At 72.3% G+C, this 17,734-nt stretch carries 15 protein-coding genes and 2 tRNA genes; 10 read left to right on the top strand and 7 right to left on the bottom strand.

Annotated features, from left to right (window positions below):
- Positions 1-66 precede the first annotated feature (66 nt).
- Positions 67-1,389 carry a M18 family aminopeptidase gene (locus tag J2X68_RS36770; protein ID WP_310436957.1) on the top strand — a complete coding sequence of 441 codons (1,323 nt, stop codon included), beginning with the start codon at positions 67-69 and terminating at the stop codon, positions 1,387-1,389.
- Positions 1,390-1,481: 92 nt separating this feature from the next.
- Positions 1,482-1,730, top strand: coding sequence for a DUF6458 family protein (locus J2X68_RS36765; protein WP_310436956.1), 249 nt, complete (start codon positions 1,482-1,484; stop codon positions 1,728-1,730).
- A 12-nt stretch (positions 1,731-1,742) separates the two neighbouring features.
- Here the strand turns inward: J2X68_RS36765 and J2X68_RS36760 are convergent, their stop codons facing one another.
- A complete protein-coding gene (locus tag J2X68_RS36760) occupies positions 1,743-3,578 on the bottom strand; it encodes an NHL domain-containing thioredoxin family protein (protein WP_310436955.1) in 1,836 nt (611 codons plus the stop codon).
- Between the two features lie 29 nt (positions 3,579-3,607).
- Positions 3,608-4,000 (bottom strand): cupin domain-containing protein, encoded by a 393-nt coding sequence (locus J2X68_RS36755; protein WP_310436954.1) that lies wholly within the window; start codon positions 3,998-4,000, stop codon positions 3,608-3,610.
- A gap of 51 nt (positions 4,001-4,051) precedes the next feature.
- Between J2X68_RS36755 and J2X68_RS36750 the strand changes: the two genes are divergently transcribed.
- The gene (locus J2X68_RS36750) at positions 4,052-5,062 is read left to right on the top strand and encodes a helix-turn-helix domain-containing protein (RefSeq protein WP_310436953.1); all 1,011 of its coding nucleotides are present in this window, start codon (positions 4,052-4,054) and stop codon (positions 5,060-5,062) included.
- Positions 5,059-5,553, top strand: coding sequence for an LURP-one-related family protein (locus tag J2X68_RS36745; protein ID WP_310436952.1), 495 nt, complete (start codon positions 5,059-5,061; stop codon positions 5,551-5,553). The genes J2X68_RS36750 and J2X68_RS36745 overlap by 4 nt, the downstream gene beginning before the upstream one ends.
- A 64-nt stretch (positions 5,554-5,617) precedes the next feature.
- Here J2X68_RS36745 and J2X68_RS36740 read toward each other — a convergent pair whose 3' ends face one another.
- Positions 5,618-6,442, bottom strand: coding sequence for a carbon-nitrogen family hydrolase (locus J2X68_RS36740; RefSeq protein WP_310436951.1), 825 nt, complete (start codon positions 6,440-6,442; stop codon positions 5,618-5,620).
- Between the two features lie 192 nt (positions 6,443-6,634).
- On the opposite strand from J2X68_RS36740, the gene J2X68_RS36735 reads away from it, so the two are divergent.
- Complete coding sequence (locus tag J2X68_RS36735; RefSeq protein WP_310436950.1) at positions 6,635-7,459, top strand: maleylpyruvate isomerase family mycothiol-dependent enzyme; 825 nt, start codon at positions 6,635-6,637, stop codon at positions 7,457-7,459.
- A gap of 82 nt (positions 7,460-7,541) precedes the next feature.
- Here the strand turns inward: J2X68_RS36735 and J2X68_RS36730 are convergent, their stop codons facing one another.
- The gene (locus tag J2X68_RS36730; protein ID WP_310436949.1) at positions 7,542-8,444 is read right to left on the bottom strand and encodes a D-alanyl-D-alanine carboxypeptidase; all 903 of its coding nucleotides are present in this window, start codon (positions 8,442-8,444) and stop codon (positions 7,542-7,544) included.
- Between the two features lie 256 nt (positions 8,445-8,700).
- Here J2X68_RS36730 and J2X68_RS36725 point away from each other — a divergent pair, with 256 nt between their 5' ends.
- From J2X68_RS36725 to J2X68_RS36705, 5 genes are all read left to right on the top strand, one after another.
- Positions 8,701-9,372: a GntR family transcriptional regulator gene (locus J2X68_RS36725; RefSeq protein ID WP_310436948.1), complete on the top strand. Its 672-nt coding sequence runs from the start codon at positions 8,701-8,703 to the stop codon at positions 9,370-9,372.
- A gap of 62 nt (positions 9,373-9,434) precedes the next feature.
- On the top strand, positions 9,435-10,682 hold the full coding sequence (locus J2X68_RS36720; protein WP_399041720.1) for a nitrate/nitrite transporter: 1,248 nt from the start codon (positions 9,435-9,437) through the stop codon (positions 10,680-10,682).
- Between the two features lie 271 nt (positions 10,683-10,953).
- Positions 10,954-11,026: transfer RNA gene (locus tag J2X68_RS36715), tRNA-Trp, on the top strand.
- 5 nt (positions 11,027-11,031) lie between these two features.
- Positions 11,032-11,103 (top strand) — tRNA-Pro (locus J2X68_RS36710).
- Between the two features lie 3 nt (positions 11,104-11,106).
- Positions 11,107-13,428: a hypothetical protein gene (locus tag J2X68_RS36705; protein ID WP_310436946.1), complete on the top strand. Its 2,322-nt coding sequence runs from the start codon at positions 11,107-11,109 to the stop codon at positions 13,426-13,428.
- 277 nt (positions 13,429-13,705) lie between these two features.
- Here the strand turns inward: J2X68_RS36705 and J2X68_RS36700 are convergent, their stop codons facing one another.
- From J2X68_RS36700 to pdhA, 3 genes are read right to left on the bottom strand one after another with little or no spacing between them, the layout of a single operon-like run.
- Positions 13,706-15,205 (bottom strand): dihydrolipoamide acetyltransferase family protein, encoded by a 1,500-nt coding sequence (locus J2X68_RS36700; protein WP_310436945.1) that lies wholly within the window; start codon positions 15,203-15,205, stop codon positions 13,706-13,708.
- Positions 15,206-15,215: 10 nt separating this feature from the next.
- The gene (locus tag J2X68_RS36695; protein WP_310436944.1) at positions 15,216-16,208 is read right to left on the bottom strand and encodes an alpha-ketoacid dehydrogenase subunit beta; all 993 of its coding nucleotides are present in this window, start codon (positions 16,206-16,208) and stop codon (positions 15,216-15,218) included.
- Between the two features lies 1 nt (position 16,209).
- Complete coding sequence (gene pdhA, locus J2X68_RS36690) at positions 16,210-17,433, bottom strand: pyruvate dehydrogenase (acetyl-transferring) E1 component subunit alpha (protein ID WP_310436943.1); 1,224 nt, start codon at positions 17,431-17,433, stop codon at positions 16,210-16,212.
- Between the last annotated feature and the right edge of the window lie 301 nt (positions 17,434-17,734).

Genomic DNA, 17,734 nt, shown 5'->3' with positions numbered 1-17,734 from the left:
TGTCCTCACGAGAGCCCGCTCCCCATCACCGGGAGCGGGCTCTCGTACGTCGTTAAGGTGAACCCCATGAGCGCACCCTCCCGCTTCGACCGCGGCCACACCGACGACCTCATGACGTTCCTGACGGCGAGCCCGTCGCCGTACCACGCCGTGGCGAACGCGGCCGAGCGCCTGGAGAAGGCCGGGTTCCGGCAGGTCTCGGAGACGGACGCCTGGGACGCGGAGACCTCGGCCGCCTCGGCGTCGGGGAGCGGTGGCAGGTACGTGCTGCGCGGCGGCGCGATCGTGGCCTGGTACGTGCCCGAGGGCGCCGCGCCGCACACGCCGTTCCGGATCATCGGCGCGCACACCGACTCCCCCAACCTGCGCGTCAAGCCGCTGCCCGACACCGGAGCGCACGGCTGGCGCCAGGTGGCCGTCGAGATCTACGGCGGTCCGCTGCTCAACTCCTGGCTCGACCGCGACCTGGGCCTGGCGGGCCGGCTGACCCTGCGGGACGGCTCGACGCGCCTGGTCGACGTGGCCCGGCCGCTCCTGCGGGTCCCCCAGCTCGCCATCCACCTGGACCGGGCGGTCAACACCGACGGCCTCAAGCTCGACAAGCAGCGCCACCTCCAGCCCGTGTGGGGCCTGGCGAACGACGTGCGCGACGGCGACCTGATCGCGTTCCTGGAGCAGGAGGCCGGGCTGGCCGCGGGTCAGGTCACCGGCTGGGACCTGATGGCGCACTCGGTGGAACCGCCCGCCTACCTGGGCCGCGACGAGGAGCTGGTGGCCGGCCCCCGGATGGACAACCTGCTGTCCGTGCACGCCGGTACGGCGGCGCTGACGGCCGTGGCGACCGGCGGCGAGGGCCTGCCGTACATCCCGGTGCTGGCCGCCTTCGACCACGAGGAGAACGGCTCGCAGTCGGACACCGGCGCGGACGGGCCGCTGCTCGGCAGCGTGCTGGAGCGTTCGGTGTTCGCGCGCGGCGGGTCGTACGAGGACCGGGCGAGAGCCTTCGCGGGCACCGTCTGTCTGTCCTCCGACACCGGTCACGCCGTCCACCCCAACTACGCGGAGCGGCACGACCCCACGCACCACCCGCGTGTCAACGGCGGCCCGATCCTCAAGGTCAACGTCAACAACCGCTACGCGACGGACGGTTCGGGTCGCGCGATCTTCGCCGCCGCGTGCGAGAAGGCGGGCGTGCCGTTCCAGAACTTCGTCTCCAACAACTCCATGCCGTGCGGCACGACCATCGGTCCGATCACCGCGGCCCGGCACGGCATCCGCACCGTCGACATCGGCGTGGCCATCCTGTCGATGCACAGCGCGCGGGAGTTGTGCGGCGACGCCGACCCGTACCTGCTGGCCAACGCGCTGACGGCGTTCCTGGAGGGGTAGCAAGTCGGCCGCCGGGCATGGGAGTCGGGCGTCGGGGTACCCGGATCCGGTGGTGACCGGAGTGGCCGGTACACCGGACAGGAGACAACATCATGGGCCTCGGCGGATGCATCCTCCTCATCGCCGTGGGAGCCATTCTCACGTTCGCGACCGACTGGGACATGCAGGGCGTCAACCTCGATCTGGTCGGCGTCATCCTGATGATCGTCGGGCTGATCGGCGTGACGACGTTCAGCAGCATCGCCCGGCGCCGCCGGGTGATGGTGCCTCCGACCTCGACCACCGTGGTCGAGACGGAGCGGCACCAGCGTGACGGCTACAACGGCGGCTACGGCGTCTGACCATGACGCGGGTCAGTCGTCCCTCACGGCAAGGACCAACGGCAACCGGTCCGCCCCGCCTTCGGTGAGGCGGACCGGAACACCCCAGTCCTGCCGGTGGACATGGCAGGCGGGGTACTCCGCGGCCGGATCGTCGTCGCACGAGGCGGCCATGGCCGAGACGTGCAGCACGCCGTCCGCGACCGCCGGATCGAGTTTGAGCGTGCGGGAGAGGTCCGTGCCCGCGCCCCCGCCCTCGAGCAGCAGCTCGGGCGGAGTGGCGGAGACCAGCAGCCGGGTCGACGGACCGTTCCTGTCGTCCGGCTTCCGGCCGGCCGGCGCCCGGAAGATCACGTCCAGCCGCAGGGTTCCCGGCGCGACCTCGGTGGCGGCGCGCCCGGCGCGGTGGGCGACCGCGGCCCCCTCGACGGTCTCCCGCGGAAGCCGCAGCCGGGTCAGCCGGTGCCGGGCCGACTCGACGACCACGATGTCCTCGCCGGCCAGCACGGCGCCGCTGGGCTCCCTCAGATCCGTCGCCAACGTGGTGACCTCCCCGGTCGCCGGGTCGTAGCGGCGCAGGGCGTGGTTGTAGGTGTCGCTGACGGCGACCGAGCCGTCGGGGAGGGCGGTGACGCCCAGCGGGTGCTGGAGCAGCGCCCGGCCGGCGGCGCCGTCCCGGTACCCGAAGTCGAACAGGCCGGTTCCCACGGCGGTGTGGACGGCCCCCGCCCGGTCGACCCAGCGCAGCGCCGAGGTCTCGGAGTCGGCGAGCCAGAGCCTCTCCCCGTCGCGGGCCGCCGCGAGGCCCGACGGCTGGGCGAACACGGCCTCGGGGCCCGGCCCGTCGAGCAGCCCCTCGTCGGTCGTGCCGGCGACGACGCCCACGGTGCCCTCGGCCGGGTCGTACGCCCACAGCTGGTGGACACCGGCCATGGCGATCCACACCCTGCCGCCGAAGAGCGCCACGTCCCAGGGCGAGGAGAGAGCGATCTCGCGGGCCGGGCCGGAGGCCGGCGACCCCGGCCACCACTGCTTCCCCGTACCGGCCAGGGTCGTCACCTCTCCCGAGCCGAGATCGAGGCGGCGCAGGGCGTGGTTGACGGTGTCCGCGACGACCACGGCGCGGTCGTCGAGCAGGGCCAGTCCCTGCGGCTCGTTGAAGGCGGCGGTGTCCGCCGTGCCGTCGGCGAGGCCCCGCGCCCCGGACCCGATCCGCCGCACCACGCTCTCCGCGTCCCGCCCCAGCTCCACCAGCTGATGCCGGGTGGTGTCGCTGACCAGGAAGTTCCCGCTCGGCAGGAGAAGCGCCCCGCCGGGGAAGCGCAGCGCGGTCGGCTCGGGCTCGGGCGCCACGTACGGCCCGTCGCCGCGCCGCAGGGTGCCCTTGGCCCCGTGCTCGGCCTCCAGCTCGGTCACGAGCCGGTCGATGGCGCGCACATACCCCTCACCGGAGTGCTGCGCGACGACGTACCCCTCCGGGTCGACGACGACGAGGGTCGGCCAGGCGCGCACGGCGTACTGCTTCCAGGTGGCGAGCTCGGGGTCGTCGAGGACGGGGTGGTGCACGCCGTACCGCTCCACGGCGTCGACGACCGCCCGGTGCTCGGCCTCGTGGACGAACTTCGGCGAGTGCACCCCGAGGACGACGACCGTGTCCCGGTGCTTCTCCTCGAGCTCCCGCAGCTCGTCCAGGACATGCAGGCAGTTGATGCAGCAGAACGTCCAGAAGTCGAGTACGACAATGCGTCCCCGCAGGTCGGCGAGGGTGTACTGGCGCCCGCCCGTGTTCAGCCAGCCGCCCTTGCCGATCAGCTCGGGCGCGCGGACGCGGGCGCGGCGGCGGGTCGGGGCCGGGGCGGGGTCGGTCATGACCCAAGAGTGCCACCGGCCGCCGGCCGTCACGCCAGGGCGTGGCCCGTGGTGGCGTCCACGTGGTCCGGGACCTCCTCGTGGCGGTCGCCGACCGTCGAGGTGCCGGTGGGCTCCAGGAGGAGGATCTGGCTGGGCACGGGCGCGTACGGCTTGTGTTCGGTGCCGCGCGGGACGGTGAAGACGGAGCCCTTGGAAAGCGTCACGGTGCGCTCGCCCGCCGGCTCGCGCAGGGAGATCCGCAGCTCCCCCTCCAGGACCAGGAAGAACTCGTCCGTGTCGTCGTGGACGTGCCAGAGGTGCTCGCCCTCGACATGGGTGACGCGCACGTCGTAGTCGTTGACGGTGGTGACGATGCGCGGGCTCCACCGGTCGGTGAAGGAGGCGAGCGCGGCGGGGAGGGAGACGGGTTCGTTGGTCATGCCCTCATCGTGGAGTGGGCCGCACGGCCGTGCGAGTGCTAGGAATCGCACATGACGCAAGAATCCTCTCAGCGGGCCGTGGGCGCGACGCACAAGGTCGCCGTCATCGTGGACGAGGGCACCAACCCGTTCGAGGTCGGCGTCGCCACCGAGCTGTTCGGGCTGCCCCGGCCCGAACTCGGGCTGGCCCGGCCGCTGTACGAGGTCGTGCTGTGCACGCCCGCGCGCGAGGTGCGGATGAACCACGGGTTCTTCACGATGACCGGCGGGCACGGCCTGGAGGCGGTGGACTCGGCGGACACCCTGGTGGTGCCGGGCCGGCCGGACAACGTCGTGCCGCGCGGCCCCGCCGTCCTGGACGCCATCCGCCGCACCCACGCGCGCGGGGCGCGGGTCATGAGCTTCTGCACCGGCACCTTCGCGCTCGCCGAGGCCGGGCTGCTCGACGGACGCCGGGCCACCACCCACTGGATGTGGGCCGAGGCCTTCCGCGCGCTGCATCCGAAGGTGCGGCTGGAGTCCGACGTCCTCTTCGTCGACGAGGGCGGCATCCTCACCGCCGCGGGCAGCGCCGCCGCGCTCGACCTCGGGCTGTACGTCGTGCGGCGCGACCACGGCGCGGAGGTCGCCAACGCCGTCTCGCGCCGGCTGGTGTTCGCCGCGCACCGGGACGGCGGCCAGCGGCAGTTCGTGGAGCGCCCGGTGCCGGACGTGACCGACGAGTCGCTGGCGCCGCTGCTGGCGTGGGCGCAGGCACGGCTGGGGGAGGCGCTGACGGTGGCGGAGCTCGCGGCACGGGCGGCGGTGAGCCCGGCGACCCTGCACCGGCGGTTCCGGGCGCAGCTCGGCACCACCCCGCTCGCCTGGCTGACGGCGGAGCGGGTGGCGCTCGCCTGCCGGCTGATCGAACGGGGTGAGCAGCGGCTGGACGTGGTGGCGGCCAGGAGCGGGCTGGGGACCGCCGCGAACCTGCGCGCACGCGTGCGGCGCGAGACCGGACTCAGCCCATCGGCCTACCGGCGGCGTTTCGGACCGGCCGCCGGGGAAGCCGTAACCCCATGAGATTCCTCGTACGCGACCGGCTCCTCGGCTTCGGTGACGACTACTGGATCGAGGACGACCACGGCAACAAGGTGTACCTCGTCGACGGCAAGGCGATGCGGCTGCGGGAGACCTTCGAGCTGAAGGACATCCAGGGGCGGGTCCTGATCGACATCCACCAGAAGATGTTCGCCCTGCGGGACACGATGGTGATCGAACGGAACGGCGAACCGCTGGCCACGATCCGGCGCAAGCGGCTGTCGCTGCTGCGCAACCACTACCGGGTGGCCCTGGCGGACGGCCGCACCGAACTCGACGTCAGCGGCAAGATCCTGGACCGGGAGTTCGCGGTCGAGTACGACGGCGAACTGCTGGCCGTCGTGTCCCGGCGGTGGCTGCACGTGCGGGAGACCTACGGCGTCGACGTCGTACGGGAGGACGCGGATCCGGCGCTGCTGATCGCGGTGGCGGTGTGCGTCATCCACCTCGCCGACAAGGACGACGAGGACTAGGCCGAAACCGGGAACGCCCATACCTGGGAGCCGGGAGCGCCCGTACCGGGAAGGCCGGGGGCGACTAGGCGCGGCGGCCAGGGGTGGGCAGGCCGAGCACCCGGTCCTTGAGGGCCGGGAACTGCTCCCGGGTCGTGGCGACCCTCGACGGGTCGAACTCGACCGTCAGGACCTCCTCGCCGGAACCCGCCTCCGCCAGCACCTCGCCCCACGGATCCACCACGATCGAGTGACCCGCCTGCGGAACTCCGGCATGCGTCCCGGCCGTTCCACAAGCGAGCACGAACGCCTGGTTCTCGACCGCCCGCGCCCGGGCCAGCAGCGTCCAGTGCCCCCTGCGGCGCTCCGGCCAGCCCGCGGGGATCACGAGGGTCTCGGCGCCGGCGTCGACGAGACCGCGGAAGAGTTCGGGGAAACGGAGGTCGTAGCAGGTGGCGACACCGACGGTCGTCCCGGGGAGGCGGAAGGTCACCAGTTCCTCGCCCGCGCCCATCAGCACGGCCTCGCCCTTGTCGAAGCCGAAGCGGTGGATCTTGCGGTAGGCGGCGGCAAGCTCACCGGAGGGGGAGAAGACGAGCGACGTGTTGTACAGCGCACCCGCGCCCGCGGAACCGGAGCCGGACGGCGCGCGCTCCGGGATCGAGCCCGCGTGCAGCCACACGCCCGCCTCGCTCGCGGCCTTGGCCATCGCCTCGTACGTCGGCCCTTCCAGGGGCTCGGCCTCGACGGCGAACTCCTCGTAGGCGAACGCGCCGGTGGTCCACAGCTCCGGCAGCACCACGAGGTCGGCCGCACCGGCCTGCTCCCGCACCAGCGAGGCGACCCGGACCCGACGCGATTCGACCGATTCGCCCTCTTCTACAGCGATCTGGATCAAAGAGGCGCGCACACTACCACCGTCCTGGCATTCGAGTCGTCCACACGGGCCTACGATCGTCACACGAAAGCACTGCCGGGGTGCCTCACAGCAGCGTAACTTAACGTTCCGAGACACCCGCCGACAGCTGCCGACACCGCCACCTCCCGCTGGCAACGCCGCCACAACCCACCCGAGTACCGACCGCCGAGGGGTCCCGTTTCCGTGAGTCTGCATCCCACCCTCCAGCCCTACGCCGACGCCTGGACCCACTCCATCGAAGCGATATCCGAGCTGGTGCTGCCGCTGGTGGAGGCGGACTGGAACCGCCGGACGCCGTGCCCCGGCTGGTCGGTGCGCGACATCGTGTCGCACGTCATCGGGCTGGACTGCGAGATGTACGGCGACCCGCGGCCCATCCATACCCTGCCGCGCGACCTGTACCACGTCACCAACGACATCCAGCGCTACATGGAGATGCAGGTCGACGTCCGCCGCCACCACACGGCGCCGGAGATGACGTCCGAGCTGGAGTACACGGTCATCCGCCGCAACCGCCAGCTGCGCAACGAGTCGCGTCAGCCCACCACGATGGTGCGCGGCCCGCTCGGCACCGAGCTCACGCTCGAGGAGTCCATGCGCAAGCACGCGTTCAACGTGTGGGCGCACGAGCAGGACCTGCGCGCCGCCCTCGGCCGCCCCGGGAACCTCGACTCGCCGGGCGCGCACATCGCCCGGGACGCGCTGCTCGCCGAGCTCCCGGCGGTCGTCGCCGAGAAGGCCGACGCCCCGCGCAGCTCCGCGGTCGTCTTCGACGTGCACGGGCCGATCGAGTTCCTGCGCACCATCCGCGTCGACATCCAGGGCCGCGGCACCCTGGAGACGGCGCCGGCGCTCGGCCCGGCGGCCGCGTTCACCCTCGACTGGGAGACGTACGTGCGGCTGGCCTGCGGCCGGGTGTCGGCGGAGGCGGTCGCCGACCGGGTGAAGGCGGAGGGCGACCCGGAGCTGACGGCGGCGATCCTGCGGAACTTCGCGGTCACCAGGTAGCGGGCGGCACCTCTCGGCAGAACGGGCCCGTCGTGACGATCACGACGGGCCCGTTCCATGGGCGCTACCGGCCGAGCGGGTGTCAGCCCAGCTTGGCGAAGCCGAAGTTCAGCAGCTTCGTCGCGTCGGCGGCACGCACCGACGCGCTGGTGGAGGCCAGCACCGTGCCGACGACGGTCTTGCCGTTGCGGGTGGCGGCGAAGACGAGGCAGTACTTCGCCTCCGGGCCGGAGCCCGTCTTCACACCGATGGTGCCGCTGTAGCTGCTCAGCAGCGTGTTGGTGTTGGTCCAGGCCGCCATGGTGCGGGTGGAGCCGGTCTTGGTGATGGTCTTGGCGGTGTACGACTTCGTCTTGACGACCGCACGGAAGTTCGCGCTCTTCAGCGAGTTGCTGGCGAGCTTCGTCAGGTCCTTGGCGGTCGAGTAGTTCGAACCGTTGCCGATGCCGTCGAACGAGTCGAAGTGCGTCCGGGTCATGCCGAGCGCCTTCGCCTTGTTGTTCATCTTGGCGATGAAGTTCTTCACGCGCGCGGCCCGCGTCGAGCCCGTGCCGAACTTGTCGGCCAGGGCGTACGCGGCGTCACAACCGGACGGCAGCATCAGCCCGTAGAGCAGCTGACGGACCGTGACCTTGTCGCCGACGATCAGGCGCGCGGACGAAGCGCCCTTGGCCACGATGTAGTCGCTGTAGGCCTTCTGGATGGTGACCTTGGTGTCGAGATTCAGGTTGGACTGCGACAGCACGACGTTGGCCGTCATGATCTTCGTCGTGGAGCCGGTGGACAGCTTGGTGTCCATGCCCTTGTTGTACAGCGCGGCGCCGTTCGCGTTGTTCATCACGTAGCCGGTCTTGGCGGCGATCGTGGGCGTCGTGACGGCTTGTGCGGGCGCCGCGGTGAGAGCTCCGGTCGCGAGCACAGCGCCGACCGTGACGGCGACGGATGCGGCCCTGCGGACTCGGATGCCCTTGGTGGCGGTTATCAACTGAAATACCCCGATTACGTCGAATGCCCCTGCGATGCGGCCAAGTTGAAGGGGAAAGAAGAAGGGGCCGCATGTGTGTGACACGTAAGTAGCACAGAAAGTTGTGCGCTTGCTGGGCCGAATTTCCGATTACTTGACCCGCCCGTTGCCCGGCCTCCGCCCGGCCCGCTCCCCGCACCCTTCCCCGCCCTCGCGCCACGGGTCCGCATGCTGGACCGGTCCCCCCTTGCGTACGTGTTGTATCTATCCTGTGGGCATGCCTTCGTCCGCCCCGCCCGCCCCCGCTCCCGTGAAGCAACCGCCCGCCGCCGACCGCGTGTACACCCACGTCAAGCAGGGTGTGCTGGACCGCCGCTACGAGGGCGGCACCCTCCTCACCGAAGGCGAGCTCGCCGACGCCGTGGGCGTCTCGCGCACCCCGGTGCGCGAGGCGCTGCTGCGGCTGGAGGTGGAGGGGCTGATCAAGCTCTACCCGAAGAAGGGCGCCCTGGTCCTGCCGGTCTCCGCGCAGGAGATCGCGGACGTCGTGGAGACCCGGCTGCTGGTCGAGGAGCACGCGGCGCGCAAGGCGGTCCCCGCGTCCGCCGCGCTGATCGAGCGGCTGGAGGAGCTGCTCGCGCAGCAGAAGGCACAGGCGGCGGCGGGCGACCTGGCCGGCGCCGCCGTGACGGACCGCTGCTTCCACGCGGAGATCGTCCGCAGCGGCGGCAACGACATCCTGTCGAGGCTGTACGACCAGCTCCGCGACCGCCAGCTGCGCATGGGCGTCGCCGTGATGCACTCCCACCCCGACCGGATCGCCAAGACGCTGGGCGAGCACGAGGAGATCCTTGGGGCGCTGCGCTCCGGTGACGCCGAAGCCGCCGTCGAGATCGTGCACCGGCACGTCGGCTGGTTCTCGCACCTGGCCCGCGGGGAGGTCCGATGAGCGCCGGCCCGCGCAGCGTGAACTCCACCCTTCCGGGTGATCCCCCGGGCGGACGACGCGCGATGGCCGTCTGGGGGATCGGGGTCTCGGTCTACTTCGTCGCGGTCATCTTCCGCACCTCCCTGGGGGTGGCCGGTCTCGACGCCGCCGACCGCTTCCAGGTCAACGCCTCGGCCCTGTCCACGTTCTCGATCCTCCAGCTCCTGGTCTACGCGGGCATGCAGATACCGGTGGGCCTGCTGGTCGACCGGCTCGGCACGAAGAAGGTGCTGACCATCGGCGTCGTGCTGTTCACGGCCGGTCAGCTGGGCTTCGCCTTCTCCCCGTCCTACGGCACGGCCCTCGCCTCACGCGCGCTGCTCGGCTGCGGGGACGCGATGACGTTCATCAGCGTCCTGCGGCTGGGGACCAGGTGGTTCCCGGCGCGCCGCGGACCGATGGTCGCGCAGCTGGCCGGGCTGGCCGGGATGGCGGGCAACCTGGTCTCCACCCTGGTCCTGGCCCGCCTCCTGCACGGCATCGGCTGGACGGCGGCCTTCGCGGGCAGCGCGCTGGCGGGAGTGGTCGTCCTGGTCCTCCTGCTGCTGTTCCTGAAGGACCACCCCGAGGGGCACGAGCCCGAGCCGTTCCCGCACCGCGGCGCGGCCTACGTCCGCCGCCAGATCGTCGCGTCCTGGCGCGAGCCGGGCACCCGCCTCGGCCTGTGGGTGCACTTCACCACGCAGTTCCCGGCGATGGTGTTCCTGCTCCTGTGGGGCCTGCCCTTCCTGGTGGAGGCACAGGGACTGTCGCGGGCGACGGCCGGCGAACTCCTGACCCTGGTGGTGCTGAGCAACATGGTCGTGGGCCTGATCTACGGCCAGGTCGTCGCCCGCCACCACGAGGCCCGGCTGCCGCTGGCCCTGAGCACGGTCGGGGCGACCGCCCTGATGTGGGCGGCCACGCTCGCCTACCCCGGCGACCGGGCGCCGATGTGGCTGCTCGTGACGCTCTGCGCCGTCCTGGGCGCGTGCGGCCCCGCCTCCATGCTCGGCTTCGACTTCGCCCGCCCGGCCAACCCGCCCGAGCGCCAGGGGACGGCGTCCGGCATCACCAACATGGGCGGCTTCGTGGCGTCGATGACGACCCTCTTCGCGGTCGGCGTGCTGCTGGACGCGACCGGTGACGACTACACGATCGCCTTCTCCTGCGTCTTCGTCCTCCAGGCCCTCGGCGTCAGCCAGATCCTGCGGCTGCGCAGCCGCGCGGCCCGGCGCGAGCGGGAGCGACTGGTCGCGAGCCGCGTGGAAACGGTGCACGTACCGGCTTAGGGGTTCGGCGAACTCTGCGAGCCCGGCGGGACTGACGGGCCTGAGGGGGCTGACCGGCCTGACGAGGCCGGCGAGCCCGGCGAGCCTGACGGGCGTGACCAGCCGCGCGGGACGAGCGAGCCCGGCGGGACCGGCAGGCCCGGAGTGTGCGGGCGCCTCGGAGGGCTAGGGCGGCCCGGAGGGCTAGGGCGGCCTGCTGGGCGTCCGGGGCTGTGCGGGGGCGAAACACGGTTGTCCGGACGGCCGTTCGACGTCTACCGTCGGGCCTCATCGACGTGTAGCTCAGTAGCCAGAGCGCCGGGCTCCAGACCCGGAGGGCGCAGGGGCGGAACCTGCCACGTCGGCTCATCGACGTGTAGCTCAGCAGCAGAGCACCGGGCTCGGGACCCGGAGGGCGCGGGGGCGGCACCCGCCACGTCGGCTTATGAACGACGACGCTGACCAGCAGCACCTCGCAGAGGCCGACCCCGGATACGCCTCCGGCCAACTGGCCAGGGCGCTCAGGACCGCGCTCACCCACGAAGACCCCGCCACCCGGCAGCGCGCCGGGGAACGCGGGCGCGCCTGGCGCTCCGTGCTGACCGGCATGGCGAACGGCCTGCTCACCATCGGCTCCCGCACCCCCGTCCGGGATCTGCCCGCGTGGGTGACGCCCGAGGTGCTGCGGGGCGGCTTCGCCACCGGCGCGCCGAGCGCCGGCGGTCCCCTGACCGCGTACGAGGCCGAGGCCGCGCGCCGGGCCGGGGTGCCGCCGGACCGGCAGGCGCTGTTCGCCCACTGGCTGTCCGAGGACGGGCTGGCCCGGCTCGGCGAACTCCTCGACGACGGACGGTACGAGGTGACCGTCCCCGAGGAGGCCGCCCTGCTCACCGTCGCCTGGCTGGCGCGGGCCGGGGAGACGGACGCGGCGCTCGCGCTCGTCGAGGAACTCGCCCCGTTCGCGGGACGGCTGCGGTTCACGCCCCGCCCGTCCACCCGCCCGGCGCCCGACCCCGGCACCGTCCACCGCCGGACCGTCGCCGAGGCCGGTGAGAGCCTGGCACGACGGCGTACCAGCGAGGCGGTGGAGACGCAGCGGGAGGCGCTGGCCGTGTGGCAGCCGTTCGGCGACGAACTGCTCGCCCACTGGCTGGAGACCGCCGAAGCCGGTCAGCCGTCCCGGGTGCTGACGCGCGTCCCCGACGCCGCCTGGCGCGAACACGGCGCCCACCTGCTGCGCCGCTACCGCGACCTGGCCGCACGTCACACCTACTGCACCAAGCACCTCAAGCCGAAGGGGAACCTGGGGATCCTGCGCGGGGCGCTGGAGGAGACCGTCGCCGGGCGGGAGCTGGACGCGCGCCGGCTCGGGCTGCTGCGGCACGCTGTCACGTCCATGGTGCGGCGGCGCGGGCTGCCCGGCTCCCCGGAGCTCACCGCGCTGCGCCGGGAGCAGGCCGCGCAGGCGGCACTTCCCTCGCACCGCGCGCTGGCCCGACTGGTGCTGCGCCGGTTGTCCGGGCTGGACCAGCGGGCGGGCGTGGCCGATGTGGCGCCGCTCGTCGCCGCGGTCGGCGAGGACGAGGCACGGGAGACGGGACTGCCCGCGGGCACGGTGCTTCCGGCCGGCGTCCGGCGGCCCGTGGAGGCCGCGCTGAGCGCGCCCCTGGGCACCCTCGTGGAACGCGGGGTCGTGCCCTCGGCCGAGGTGCTGGCCGAGCTCGTACCGCAGCTCGTCGCCGCCACCACCGCGCAGGCCTACCCCGACCGGGCCCTGCGCACGCTGGCGGCCGCTCACCACCGGGCGTTCGCGGGCCGCCGTTCGCTGCTGCTGCTGAACCTCGAGCGGCAGGTACGGGCGGAGGAGCTGCCGTGGGTGCGGGCGGTGGCCGGACAGCGCGCGGACGGCGAGGCGGGCGCGGTGTCGGCCGCCGCGATGCGGCAGCTCGGCGAGCTGGCCGTGCAGGCCTTCCCGGGCACGATCCTGCCCAATCCCCTGATCCGTGAGCTGTCCGTGCTGGCCCGCCAGGCCGAGCTGGGCGCTCCGCTGGTCGAGGAGCTGGCCGCGGACATCTTCATGGGCACCTTCAGCCCGAAGTTCCTCGCCGCGGCCCGGATCGCGGCGGAACTGCTGGGCGGCGGCTCGCTGTACGAGCGCTACTACGCCATCGACTACCGGGCCGTCCGCAATCTGGCGATCGTCGAGACCGGTGCGGCGCTGACGAAGTCGTACGGGGCCAGGACCTCGCCCGGGTTCGCGAAGCTGTGCGTCGCGCGGGCCGAGGCCGGCTCTTCCCGGTCGCGGCGCGGAGACGGATCGGTGGCGGCGAACGGCAAGGTGATCGAGCAGGCGCAGATCCTCACCACGCACAACCTGGCCACCCTGGTCCACCGGGTCGGCATCGACCCGGCCGGGGGCTGGGCGGACCTGGCCCGCCGCGGCTTCGTCACCGTGTGCCGGCTGACCGGACGCGTGCACGGCAACCCGCGCCCGCTGGGCACGATCAAGGACGTGGCCTACGCCTGGCGGCAGATGCTGTTCCATCTGTCGCTGTGCACCCCCGGCGAGCGGGCCCGCACGCTGGCGGGGCTGTCCGAGGAGCTGACCCGGCACCCCGGCCATGTGGCGGCCCGGCTGGCCCCCGCCCTGACCGGCCTGCACCAGGTCGCCGAGGGCGGCCGGGCCGACGAGGGCACCGGCCGCATGCTCCTCGGCTGGACCACGGACGGACACTGGCTACGCCCGAACCCGACCGCGACGGTCTGACACGACCGGCTCGGGACCACCGGATCCGAGATCGGGGTCCGGGACCGCCGACTCCGAGGCCACCGGGCCAGAGACCAAGGCCCGGGACCACCGGCTCCGGGACCACCGAGTCCCAGACCTCCGGGCCTGAGACCACCGGTCCGTCCCGCAGATCCAGGACAACCATGCCCGGACCCCGGACCCCGGACCCCGGCCCCCCGGTCCGGGTCCAGGGCCAGGGCCAGGGCCAGGGCCGCGCCCCCAGGGAGCGCGGCCCTGTCGGCAGGGGGCGCCGCTCCTAGCTCCAGGTGATCAGCTTCTTGGGCTGTTCCAGGATCGCGGCCACGTCCGCCAGCACCTTGGAGCCCAGCTCCCCGTCCACCAGACGGTGGTCGAAGCTCAGCGCCAGCGTGGTGACCTGACGCGGCTTCACCTTGCCCTTGTGGACCCACGGCTGGAGCTTGATCGCTCCGATCGCGAGGATCGCGGACTCGCCGGGGTTGAGGATCGGGGTGCCGGTGTCGACGCCGAAGACGCCGACGTTGGTGATGGTCACCGTGCCGCCCTGCATGGCGGCCGGGGACGTCCGGCCCTCCCGCGCCGTCGAGACCAGCTCGGCCAGGGACTCCGCCAGCTGCGGCAGCGTCTTGGCGTGGGCGTCCTTGATGTTCGGGACCAGCAGGCCCCTGGGGGTCGCGGCCGCGATGCCCAGGTTGACGTAGTGCTTGACCACGATCTCCTGCGCCGCCTCGTCCCAGGACGCGTTGATCTCCGGGTTGCGCTTGATGGCGACCAGCAGGGCCCTGGCGATCAGCAGGAGCGGGTTGACCCGCAGGCCCTGCATGTCCTTGTCCTGCTTGAGCTCCTCGACCAGCTTCAGCGTGCGCGTCACGTCGATCGTCACGAACTCGGTGACGTGCGGCGCGGTGAAGGCCGAACCGACCATCGCCGCGGCCGTCGCCTTGCGGACGCCCTTGACCGGGACCCGGGTCTCGCGGCCCGTGTCGTACGACGGCACGGACACGGCCGCGGGGGCCGTGACCGGAGCCTGCGTCACCTGCGGCGCCGGCTCGGCCACCGGGGCGGCCTGGGTCGCCGGAGCGGCCGGGGCGGCGGCCGCGTGGACGTCCTCGCGGGTGATGATGCCGTCCGGACCGGACGGGACCACCGTGGCGAGATCGACGCCGAGATCCTTGGCCAGCTTGCGCACCGGCGGCTTGGCCAGCGGGCGCTCCCGTACGGCGGGCGCGGCGCTGTGGCCGTTGAGCTCCGCCTGGATGGCGTCCGGGACCTGCGGGGCCGCGGTCTCCGCGCCCTTGCGCGGACGGCGCTTGGTGGAGGACGCGGCCACGCCGTAGCCGACGAGGACCGGCTGGCGGCCCGAACCCACCGACTTCGCGGCCTCGGCCTCGGGCGGCGCCGCCTGCGGTGCCTCCGGCTGCCGCGCCGGGGCGGCCGGGGCCTGCGCGGGCGTCTGCACGGCCGCCTGCGTCGGCACCTCGGCGACCGGAGCCGCCGCCGGGGCGTCGCCCGCCCCTCCCGACACGTCCACGGCAATGATCGACATGCCCACGTCGACCGTGGTGCCCTCGGGGAAGTGCAGCGCGCGGACCACCCCGTCGTAGGGGATGGGCAGTTCGACGGCGGCCTTGGCCGTCTCGACCTCGCACACCACCTGGCCGTCCGTCACCGTGTCGCCGGGCTGGACGTACCACTTGAGGATCTCCGCCTCGGTGAGCCCCTCGCCCACGTCGGGCATCTTGAACTCGCGTACGGACGCTTCCGTCATCGTCGTCACGACCCTCTCCTCAGTACGCCAGGGCACGGTCGACGGCGTCGAGCACCCGGTCCAGGCCCGGCAGGTACTCCTCCTCCAGGCGCGCCGGCGGGTACGGGGCGTGATAGCCGCCGACCCTGAGCACCGGGGCCTCCAGGTGGTAGAAGCAGCGCTCGGTGATCCGGGCGGCGATCTCCGCGCCCGAACCGAAGAACACCGGCGCCTCGTGGACGACGACCAGGCGGCGGGTCTTCTCGACCGACGTCTGGATCGCGTCGAAGTCCAGGGGGGACACCGAACGCAGGTCCAGGACCTCCAGGTTCTTGCCCTCCTCGGCGGCCGCGGCGGCGACCTCCTGGCAGAGCTTCACCATCGGGCCGTAGGCGACGAGGGTCAGGTCCGTGCCCTCGCGGACGACCTGGGCCTTGTGCAGCGGGCCGGGGATCGCCTCGGGGTTGACCTCGCCCTTGTCCCAGTAGCGCCGCTTCGGCTCGAAGAAGATCACCGGGTCGTCGCTCTGGATGGCCTGCTGCATCATCCAGTACGCGTCGGACGCGTTGGACGGCGAGACGATCTTCAGGCCCGACACGTGCGCGAAGAGGGCCTCCGGCGACTCCGAGTGGTGCTCGACCGCGCCGATGCCGCCGCCGTAGGGGATGCGGACGACGACCGGCAGCTTGACCTTGCCGAGCGAGCGCGCGTGCATCTTGGCGAGCTGGGTGACGATCTGGTCGTAGGCCGGGAACACGAAGCCGTCGAACTGGATCTCCACCACCGGGCGGTAGCCGCGCAGGGCCAGGCCGATCGCGGTGCCGACGATGCCGGACTCGGCGAGCGGGGTGTCGATGACGCGGCTCTCGCCGAAGTCCTTCTGCAGGCCGTCCGTCACCCGGAAGACGCCGCCGAGCTTGCCGACGTCCTCACCCATGATCAGGACCTTGGGGTCGGTCTCCAGGGCGCGGCGCAGCGACTCGTTGATCGCCTTGGCCAGGGCCAGGTTCTTGGACGTCACGGTCTCCGCCATCTCAGTTTCCCCCCGAACCCGCGGCGAAGCCGCTCTCAGATTCCGTCGCGAACGATGCCTGGTAGGCCGCGAACTGGGCCCGCTCCTCGTCGACGAGCGCGTGTCCGTCCGCGTACACGTTCTCGAAGATGGCGAAGCGGTCCGGGTCCGGCATGGCGCGGACCGCTTCGCGCACTCGCCTGCCCAACGCCTCGCTCTCCGTCTCGAGTTCCGCGAAGAATCCCTCGTCCGTGTGGTTTGACGCCTCCAGGTGGCGGCGGAGGCGCAGGATCGGGTCCTTCGCCTCCCAGGCCTCGCGCTCCTCGTCGGCCCGGTACTTCGTCGGGTCGTCGGAGGTGGTGTGGGCGCCCATGCGGTACGTGTACGCCTCGACGAGGGTGGGTCCCTCGCCGGCGCGGGCCCGGTCCAGCGCCCACCGGGTGACGGCGAGGCAGGCCAGGACGTCGTTGCCGTCGACGCGGACGCCGGGGAAGCCGTAGCCCTGCGCGCGCTGGTAGAGCGGCACCCGGGTCTGCTTCTCGGTGGGCTCGGAGATCGCCCACTGGTTGTTCTGGCAGAAGAACACGACCGGCGCGTTGTAGACCGCGGAGAAGGTGAAGGACTCCGCCACGTCGCCCTGGCTGCTCGCGCCGTCGCCGAAGTAGGCGATCACCGCGCTGTCGGCGCCGTCCTTGGCGACACCCATGGCGTAGCCCGTGGCGTGCAGCGTCTGGGAGCCGATGACGATCGTGTAGAGGTGGAAGTTGTTGCCGTTGGGGTCCCAGCCTCCGTTGTTCACCCCCCGGAACATGCCGAGCAGGTTGGTCGGGTCGACCCCGCGGCACCAGGCGACGCCGTGCTCGCGGTAGGTCGGGAAGACGTAGTCGTCGTCGCGCAGGGCCCGGCCGGAGCCGATCTGGGCGGCCTCCTGGCCGAGCAGCGAGGCCCACAGACCCAGCTCGCCCTGGCGCTGGAGGGCGGTGGCCTCCGCGTCGAAGCGGCGGGTGAGCACCATGTCGCGGTAGAGGCCGCGGAGCTCCTCGGGTGTGACACCGGCGACGTACTTGGCGTACTCGGCGTTCTTCGCGTTCTTGACCCGCTTGCCCTCCGGCGTCAGCAGCTGCACGAGCTCGGGCTCTGCGGACTTGCTGGCGGTGGTGCGGGTGGTGCGCTCGGCGCCGGTGGTGCCGGCCTTGCTTCCGGCGCTGCGTCGCGGCTTGCGCGCGGCAGTGCTCTCCACGGTCACGTGTGCTCCTCCGTCGGTCCGGCCCCCGGGGTTGCCGGGTGACTGGGGGTCCCCCCGGCTCTTCAGGAGCCCGGGGGAGCGGCTCACCTGTTCCGGCACCCGTGCACGGGGTGTGTGTCACTTGGTCGGAACAGGCGTGACAGGTGCCCCGGCGAGCGCCCTGCGGTCATCACGTTACCCAGTGCTTCACATTTCTGTGAAACCCCTCTTGACCTGCGTTTTTGCTTGGATTTCCAAGTAAATCGGCAAAGTCGGGAGAGACCCAGGTCACAGCCTTGCAGGAGGCCGGAGCAACGGCACG

The organism is Streptomyces sp. 3330, assembly GCF_031456635.1.
Classification (GTDB): domain Bacteria; phylum Actinomycetota; class Actinomycetes; order Streptomycetales; family Streptomycetaceae; genus Streptomyces.
The sequence above is the reverse complement of the archived record's forward strand: the minus strand, read 5'-3'. Positions and strand labels throughout refer to the sequence as shown.

Coding starts and splice junctions, on each gene's coding strand:
- J2X68_RS36770 (WP_310436957.1), top strand. CDS start 67: ATGAGCGCACCCTCCCGCTTCGACCGCGGCCACACCGACGACCTCATG.
- J2X68_RS36765 (WP_310436956.1), top strand. CDS start 1,482: ATGGGCCTCGGCGGATGCATCCTCCTCATCGCCGTGGGAGCCATTCTC.
- J2X68_RS36760 (WP_310436955.1), bottom strand. CDS start 3,578: ATGACCGACCCCGCCCCGGCCCCGACCCGCCGCCGCGCCCGCGTCCGC.
- J2X68_RS36755 (WP_310436954.1), bottom strand. CDS start 4,000: ATGACCAACGAACCCGTCTCCCTCCCCGCCGCGCTCGCCTCCTTCACC.
- J2X68_RS36750 (WP_310436953.1), top strand. CDS start 4,052: ATGACGCAAGAATCCTCTCAGCGGGCCGTGGGCGCGACGCACAAGGTC.
- J2X68_RS36745 (WP_310436952.1), top strand. CDS start 5,059: ATGAGATTCCTCGTACGCGACCGGCTCCTCGGCTTCGGTGACGACTAC.
- J2X68_RS36725 (WP_310436948.1), top strand. CDS start 8,701: ATGCCTTCGTCCGCCCCGCCCGCCCCCGCTCCCGTGAAGCAACCGCCC.
- J2X68_RS36720 (WP_399041720.1), top strand. CDS start 9,435: ATGGCCGTCTGGGGGATCGGGGTCTCGGTCTACTTCGTCGCGGTCATC.
- J2X68_RS36705 (WP_310436946.1), top strand. CDS start 11,107: ATGAACGACGACGCTGACCAGCAGCACCTCGCAGAGGCCGACCCCGGA.
- J2X68_RS36695 (WP_310436944.1), bottom strand. CDS start 16,208: ATGGCGGAGACCGTGACGTCCAAGAACCTGGCCCTGGCCAAGGCGATC.